Below are 7200 nucleotides of genomic sequence, written 5' to 3' on the forward strand. Positions count from 1 at the left end.
AAGGGCGAGGCCTCGAAGATCGCTCGAGAGCTGGGTTTGAGCGTGGTGGTAATGGGGGATGTCATCCGCCAGGAGGCGGCCCGGCAGGGTTTGGAGCCGACCGACCAGAACCTGGGCCGGATAGGCAATGCCCTGCGGGAGAAAGAAGGGGCGGAGGCCATAGCCAGAAAGACGCTAAAGATGGCTCGAAAGACGGGAAGAGACCTGGTTGTGGTAGACGGTCTGCGCTCCGGAGCGGAGGCGGAGTTCTTTCGATCCCAGGCAGATGAGTTCTACTTAATTGAGGTCTGGGCAGCAGCAGATGCCCGGCTGGGGCGGCTGGAGAAGAGGGGGCGGCCGGACGATCCGAAGGTATGCGGAGAGGTGGGGGGCAATGCTTCTGCTGAAGGCCAGGCAAAAAGCAATTCTGCCACCGCTCTAGAGGAGAGGGAGTGCCGGGAGAAGGGCTGGGGATTAGCTCGGGCCATGGAGAGGGCGGATTACCGGATAGACAACTCGGGAAGCCTGGAGGATCTGCGCCGGAAGGTGGTGAAGCTCGTGGGGGAGATTGAAAAGGGCGTCAGCGGAGAGTCAATGGTGGGCTGATCAAACTCGACCGTTATGTCTGCATCACTGCTATCCTTTTCTTCTCCCCGAGCGAAAGAGCCGAACAGGCCTATTCTCTTAACGCCAAATCTCTTCTCAATTTCTTGCTCGTGCCCTCTCACGATATCAAAGATATTCATAATGGTGTCATTTAATCGTTTGCTGGCAAAGATTAAAAATCTGCCTAATGGGATGCTTCACATCATCATGCCCAACTTTGTGAACTCTCCATCACCGCTAAATCATACTGGAGTTATGCATCGCCGAATCCGCAGAATGTACGCTATCGCTCTTTGATACCTGGCAGAGCCGCTCTACCCCGTTGATCTCCTGGATGAAACCCGCTACTGCCGGAGGCACCAGCCTCTCCCAGTCTCCTCTCTCCCGCATGAGAGCGCGGATGGCCGATCCGGAGTACACATCCCGCTGATACAGGGGGGGCTTTTTCACCTCAACCCCCGCCTCGGAGAAGAGCCGGATGACCAGGGGGTTGTTGGAGTAGACCAAGTCAAAGCAGGGCACCATGGACTGCAGATGTGAGACCCACAATGAGTTGCGGTTGATATCCTGCAGGGTGGTGACGATACACCTCTTCCGCAGCTCCCCTTTGCCCAGCGCGGCATAGATCATCTCCATCCTCTCCCCGCTGGTGAAGGGGTTCTCCGGGCCATGGCTCTCCTGGGCGCTTCCGATCACTATCACTATCTCATCAACCTCTCGTGCGATCTCCTCTAGAACTGCCTGATGGCCGAGGTGATAGGGCTGAAATCGCCCAATGTAAAGCCCGCGCATAGCCTTGACCTTCCTTTCTGGCCTATTTTCCGATGACTTTCTTTCCGATGAGCTTTATGGCGCTCTCTTTATTGGGGCCTATGGGCGAGCCGACCACAATCTGGGTGACTCCGGTCGATAAAAGCTCGTCTATCCTTGCCCTGCAGTCTGCAGGCGCTCCAGATATGGAGAAGGCCTCGGTCATCCTCGGGGTCACGCCATCCATCGCCCCTTTGAAGTCGAATCGGGAGATAGCGTCCGATATGGCCTTGGCCTCATCCATTCCTATGCCGTGCCTCTCCAGCACGTTCTCGGGCGACCCGGCAACGATGAAGGCCACCACTATCTTGGAGGCATTCACCGCTTTGGCCGGGTCCTTGTCGGCGCTGAAGCTGGCATAAGCGCATACCTGGACGTCCTCAGGCTTGCGTCCTGCCTTTTCAGCTCCCGCGCGGATCATGGGCACAGCGAACTTGAAATCATCGGGATGGGAGGCATTGATCAGAACACCGTCGCTGATCGCCCCGGCCAGCTCCAGCATCTTGGGACCCTGAGCGCCGATATAAATTGGTATCTTCGAGGTGGTAAAGGACATTTGAGCCCCCTTGAACCCCGCCTGGCTGACCTGCTCTTTAGCCAGGAAGGCTCTGATCGCCAGGACAGTCTCCCTAACCCTGGAGAGGGGCTTGTCCCAGTCGATACCCATCTTATCGAATGTGGCCTTGTCACCGGGACCTATGCCCAGGATTGCCCGCCCGCCGGAGAGCTCGTTTATGGAGGCGATGCTGGAGGCAGTGATGGCCGCATTCCTGGTGTAGGGGTTGGTGACGCCCGTTCCGAGCGAGATCTTATTGGTCAATAAAGAGAGTACTGCGAGGGTAGTCCAGACATCCCTATTATTGTAGTGATCTGTGATCCAGATATTTCCAAATCCAGCATCCTCTGCCAGCTTCGCCATATAGCCGATCTTCAGTACCGATTCATCGGGAACGAACTCTATTCCAAACAACTCAAATCTCCTCCAGCTCGATGCGATCTTGAGCCTTCAGGCAAAAAGCCTCGCTGGCATTTCCCTGGTTGATCGCAATTTCTGCAAAGCCATGGCTCCCCAGGGTTATAAGTGGTTCGATCCTCCGCCCTTCGGCATAGGTTCTCGCCCTCTTCAGCCTGACTCCCTTGAGCATCATATCCTGGGCGGGAAGCCTCTGCAAGTTCAGGATGAGGTTGCCGAAACGGTCGACATAAATGATTGTGGCCTCAAGGCCGTGAGCAGTCTTTTTTGCTTCGCCAAAATCAAGGTCCACAGGCAGGACCCTGGGACCGAGGCTTGCCGGTGGCTGGCCAGCGGCGATGAGGGCCGCAGCGGGGGCGAACACATCCCTGCCGTGAAAGGTGCTGGAGGCCCCAGGATGGGGGGTGATCTCATAGGCCACCGGCCTTCCCAGGGAGCGAGCGGCGGGAATGAGAAGGCCATTGTCAGGTCCTGCGAACATCTGGCCGCCGCTCTCCACCACCAGGCTCCGCCTGGCTGTCCCCACCCCAGGATCGACCACTGCAATATGAATGGTTCCAGGGGGAAAGAACCTGACCGTGGAGAGAAGAGCAAACGCCCCCGCCCTCACATCCTGTGCGGGGATGTCATGGGCAATATCCACGAAGGTTATCTTGCCAGCGATATTTCCTGATTTGCCCTGCAGCCGGGAGAGGATCACCCCCTTCATCTGAGCGGGATAAAAGGAGCCAAAGTCGGAAAGAAGGGTTATGATCAAGATCTATCTCCTCTTTCTCGCTCCTTTCTTCTCTTCATCCTGGCTTTCAGGCATTCAGCGTTGTTTCTGCTTTCACGGGCTTTATCGCTTCCACTATATTGATCCCCCTTCTTTCCAGCTCCCGCATGAGATCGCTATAGGCTTCATCCTTGAAGGCCTCCTCCGGAGCAACAATTCCCTTCTTCTTGATCCTGCCCTGGGCCAGAAGCCTGGCGGCAATTGCTGCGGAGGAGCTGGTCACCCTGGCCATGGCAGATATGCCGTTTTTGCTGTCTGCGCCCGTCCACATGAAGTATTCGGCCTGCTCATCCCTTCCCCAGGCAGTGTTCCACATGACGCAGACGTCCTCGTCACCGGGCAGGGGTCTGAGCTTCGGCTCTATCAAATTCAAGAAGAAGTCCCGGGGGGAGACGGACTGACTAGCATAATTTATAGGAGCAATATCCAAGAGGCCGCACTCTTTCAGGGTGTCAATGGCCTGCCAGTGGCCCGGCCAGCGAACCGTCTTCTCAGAGAAGCTCTCCATATGGTTGTGGGTGTACAGGAAGCTGGGCATCCCTGGGGTGATGGCACACTCCAGCTGCTCATCGATTCCGCATTCCTGGAACCGGAAGCTCTCCCGTCCTGAGGTTGCCGCCACCTCTACCACCTGGCCGTTCTCCAGCACCCTGACCCTGACCATGTACTCGCGCAGAACATGATCAAAGGACCAGGTGATCATATACTGCAATGGGTGGCGGGCCGCTGCCTCTCGGCAGGGAATCCCGCCCACCCGGGCCACCGCCCTTTTGGCTCCCACCTTTCTGATTCCCTCGCCCAGGGTGACATTGGAGAGTCCAGGGGCAAATCCCATGCCATCCAGAAGGGCAACACCGCTATCAATAGCCTTTTTGTGCAACGACTCGCCATAATCGTCCAGGGTCATGCCCGTTGGTGCTGCCAAACCCTCCTTCTCATAGGGATCCGGTCGGCGGTGATACTCCTCCAGGATGTCCACAGCATCCAGGCCTGCGCCTATCGCCGTCTCCACCGCTCTATAGCTACTCCTTCTCTCGGGAAGGGCGATGATCCCAATATCATACTCTTGCATCAGCCTTCTGGATTCCCTGGGGTCGGAGATATCGATGAGGTGGGGTACAACTCGGTCGCTACCTATCCAATCAAGGGTCTTTTGCAGTGATCTCTCTCTTCGGCCAGCGATTCCCACCACATCGGCTCCGCCGTACCTGGCCAGATCCCAGGCCACCGCCGAGCCGATTCTTCCCGTGCCTCCCAGGACGAGCGCCTTCAACTCTCCTCCTCTCTGTTACCTATCAGAATTAGATTAGCCGTCATTTGGATCTTCTCCCGGGATGGATCATCCTTCCAGCAGCTGGACATCTGCTTTTCTGGATACCTTCAGTTCATCTTTGCCCTGATAACTATTTATGGTTCCGGTGATCCTCACCCGCGTATCCTTCTGAAGCTGAGCTGATAGCTCCTTTGCCCCAGAGCTGGCGGGAATGAAAACGGGCATTGCTGTCGAATCCAGGTTTAAGATCAGATTGCCGCCGCTCCTGGTATTCTCTGCGCTTGTGATCCGGCCGTCCAGAGTGATGAGAGGGGAGCGGGAATTCTCCCCGGATCCCATATCCCCAGAGGCAGGGGTATAGCTCTCCTCGGGGCTGAAGGCCCAGAAGGCGGCTGCCAGTGAGCCTAGTGCCATGAAAAGCAATACCACTACTATCTTCTCCTCCTTTTGCATCCTCATAATCATCATCTTCAGGCATAGCCAAGGCTAGCAGAATCCTAAGAAAAATTATGTTAAAAATAAGTTAATTTATTTTTTCTCTTCAGGCTTGGACCCAAAGCGCTCCTGCCAGCCCTTCTCCAGATGCTCCAGGCAGATGTCGCATACTCCCTTATAGGCTCCCTCAGGATAGGTCAGGTTATGCACCGGAGCCTTGATGGGATAAAGTGTTGGACGAGCACGGGTACATAGATCGCAATCAGCCATATTAGATTCATCTCCTACGCATGGGTGTAGGTTTTTCTCATTGTTGAACTTTTCTGTTGAAAGCGCCATTAATACTGCACCAATCCTCCCTCTGCCTTGACCTTTAAAACCGCCCTCTCGAACACAAACAGGCTCAGTGGAAGCAGCACGATCGAGAACAGGACCAGGCTGAGCAACTCCGGAGCCAGCTCGCCGATGGAGTACCCCTGCAAGAGAGCATGCCTCATGCCATTGACCGAGTAGGTGATGGGCAGGATGTGAGAGATGCTCTGCAGCCAGGACGGGAATACCTCGATGGGAAAGAGGACCCCTCCAAAGAGCTCAGAGGTGCCCATCAGAAGCATGTTAATCGGGTCTCCCCGTTTGAAGACCATTATGAAGCTGGCCGAGAGTATTCCTATGCTGCTGAAGCATATTATAGTGAGGACCAGGATCAATAGCGCGCCTCCAACATTGGCCTGAGTCATATCCACTCCTAAGAGTATGCCTATGACCAGATAGAGCAGCACCCGGAAGGAGGCGAAGATGAAGTTCCACAGGGATGACAGGGCGATGATGCTCGATGTGCTGGTGGGGGTCACCAGCATGGCCTCTAAAGTTCCCATCATCTGCTCATCTCGCACGCTCTCGGAAAAGCTCCGGAGCGAGATCATCAGATATCCGGAAAAGGCCATGCCTATGAGGACGAAGGAGAAATAATCCCCTCCATAGGGCTCCAGGTACTTGGCTGCCCCATCTCCTATCAGCTTGGCGATGAAGTAGTAGGTCAGTATATTGAAGAGCATGAAAAACAGCCTTAAGAAGAAGTCGAACTTGTAGCTCAACTGCAACATATAGCCCTTCTTGATGAACCAGAATGCCTTCTCGAAGATCATATTCCCCTCCTTCTGCCTATTCCCCGCCCTCTGCTCTTCTGCCGGGGGATGTTTACTGGAAATGGCGTCGACTGCTCATCTAGCGATGCCTTGCCGGTATAATGGCTGAAGACATCGCCCAGAGTGCAACCCTGGGAAAGACCGGCCTTCAGCTCCAACGGGCTCCCATTTGCCTTGATCTTCCCCTCATCCAGTATGGCCACTCTATCGCAGAGCTCCTCCGCTTCATCCAGCTGATGAGTGGAGATGAATATGGTCTTGCCCTTCTCTGCCACGATTTTCTCCTTGATGAATTTCCGCAGGTTCCTTGCCGCTCCCGGGTCCAGGCTTCTGGTCGGCTCGTCCATAAAGAGGACTGCAGGATCGTTTAAAAGCCCCCGGGCGATGGCCATCTGCTGCTTCATGCCCGCAGAGTAGCTATAGAAGGGCTCATCTGCCCGGTGTTTGAGCCGGACCACATCCAAAAGCTCCTCTGTTCTTGACCTGACGACGCTCTGAGGAAGATTGTAGAGAGTGGCAAAAAACTGCAGGTTCTCTCTGCCCGATAGCCTCCAGTAGAAGCTCCTCTCATCGGTGGTCACAAAGCCCAGGGACTCCCTTGCCTGCTGACCCTCTTTCACCACATCATAGCCATTTACATATGCCTCTCCCTCTGACGGAAGAATAAGGGTGCACAGTATCTTGATCAGAGTGGACTTGCCCGCTCCGTTTGGACCGAGAAGGCCATAGACCTCCCCCTCTTGAACTTTGATGTTGACTCTATCCAGCGTGGTCAGAATATCTCTATTTCCGGATCTTCTTATGGCATCCAGGAATCCTCTATACAGCACAAAACTCTTGGTTAAATCCCGTGTCTCGATTGAATACATCCATTATCTCTCATCTGTTTATCGATCGGTATGGAACCGCATAAATTATCTAATTTTTTTCGTTATATTTAAGATTGATTCTAAGATTGCCCTGATGAAGGCAGTGCTGGGGATTGCAGGCATATTCATTCGCTGGAATTCCATGGACTATGCGGACAGCCCGGAGAGCTTGGTCTCCACTATAAAGGAGTTCAAGGTCGACCAGGCAATGCTATCTCAGATGCAGAACGCCGGCATGTATCTGCTCAAGATTGCAGGAGTAATGTGATTGGGCATAGATAACTGAAGGCTCTTCGCTGAATTATGTGGGTGAGTCCAGGCAGAGAATATGGCCT

General features: G+C 54.6%; 11 protein-coding genes. 2 read left to right on the top strand and 9 right to left on the bottom strand.

All coding sequences use genetic code 11. The features are described from left to right. The coding region (locus BP822_RS11455; protein ID WP_286878325.1) for an AAA family ATPase at window positions 1–585 on the top strand (585 nt) is incomplete at its 5' end. Here the strand turns inward: BP822_RS11455 and BP822_RS12905 are convergent. The 9 genes from BP822_RS12905 to BP822_RS11495 all read right to left on the bottom strand — a co-directional run bounded on the left by BP822_RS12905 (window position 480) and on the right by BP822_RS11495 (window position 6865). After that, the gene (locus BP822_RS12905; RefSeq protein ID WP_342674274.1) at window positions 480–725 is read right to left on the bottom strand and encodes a nucleotidyltransferase family protein; all 246 of its coding nucleotides are present in this window, start codon (window positions 723–725) and stop codon (window positions 480–482) included. The genes BP822_RS11455 and BP822_RS12905 overlap by 106 nt on opposite strands. A 97-nt stretch (window positions 726–822) precedes the next feature. Beyond that, entirely contained in the window at window positions 823–1377 is a 555-nt protein-coding gene (locus BP822_RS11460) for a nicotinamide-nucleotide adenylyltransferase (protein WP_013719887.1), read from the bottom strand. A gap of 22 nt (window positions 1378–1399) precedes the next feature. After that, complete coding sequence (gene mer / locus BP822_RS11465; RefSeq protein WP_013719886.1) at window positions 1400–2365, bottom strand: 5,10-methylenetetrahydromethanopterin reductase; 966 nt, start codon at window positions 2363–2365, stop codon at window positions 1400–1402. Window position 2366: 1 nt separating this feature from the next. Beyond that, on the bottom strand, window positions 2367–3125 hold the full coding sequence (locus BP822_RS11470; RefSeq protein WP_286878326.1) for an SAM hydrolase/SAM-dependent halogenase family protein: 759 nt from the start codon (window positions 3123–3125) through the stop codon (window positions 2367–2369). Between the two features lie 46 nt (window positions 3126–3171). Next, entirely contained in the window at window positions 3172–4416 is a 1245-nt protein-coding gene (locus tag BP822_RS11475; RefSeq protein WP_286878327.1) for a saccharopine dehydrogenase family protein, read from the bottom strand. Window positions 4417–4482: 66 nt separating this feature from the next. Continuing rightward, a complete protein-coding gene (locus tag BP822_RS11480) occupies window positions 4483–4875 on the bottom strand; it encodes an OB-fold nucleic acid binding domain-containing protein (RefSeq protein ID WP_048132327.1) in 393 nt (130 codons plus the stop codon). 69 nt (window positions 4876–4944) lie between these two features. Next, window positions 4945–5121, bottom strand: a complete 177-nt coding sequence (gene fpoO, locus BP822_RS11485; protein WP_013719883.1) for a F420H2 dehydrogenase subunit FpoO — start codon at window positions 5119–5121, stop codon at window positions 4945–4947. A 68-nt stretch (window positions 5122–5189) separates the two neighbouring features. Next, the gene (locus BP822_RS11490; protein WP_013719882.1) at window positions 5190–5996 is read right to left on the bottom strand and encodes an ABC transporter permease; all 807 of its coding nucleotides are present in this window, start codon (window positions 5994–5996) and stop codon (window positions 5190–5192) included. Continuing rightward, window positions 5993–6865 carry an ABC transporter ATP-binding protein gene (locus BP822_RS11495; protein WP_013719881.1) on the bottom strand — a complete coding sequence of 291 codons (873 nt, stop codon included), beginning with the start codon at window positions 6863–6865 and terminating at the stop codon, window positions 5993–5995. The genes BP822_RS11490 and BP822_RS11495 overlap by 4 nt, the downstream gene beginning before the upstream one ends. A 94-nt stretch (window positions 6866–6959) precedes the next feature. On the opposite strand from BP822_RS11495, the gene BP822_RS11500 reads away from it, so the two are divergent. Further along, complete coding sequence (locus BP822_RS11500; RefSeq protein ID WP_157863779.1) at window positions 6960–7133, top strand: hypothetical protein; 174 nt, start codon at window positions 6960–6962, stop codon at window positions 7131–7133. Window positions 7134–7200: the final 67 nt, after the last annotated feature.

Source organism: Methanosaeta sp. UBA458 (genome assembly GCF_002496085.1).
In the GTDB taxonomy this organism is placed as follows: Archaea; Halobacteriota; Methanosarcinia; order Methanotrichales; family Methanotrichaceae; genus Methanothrix; species Methanothrix soehngenii.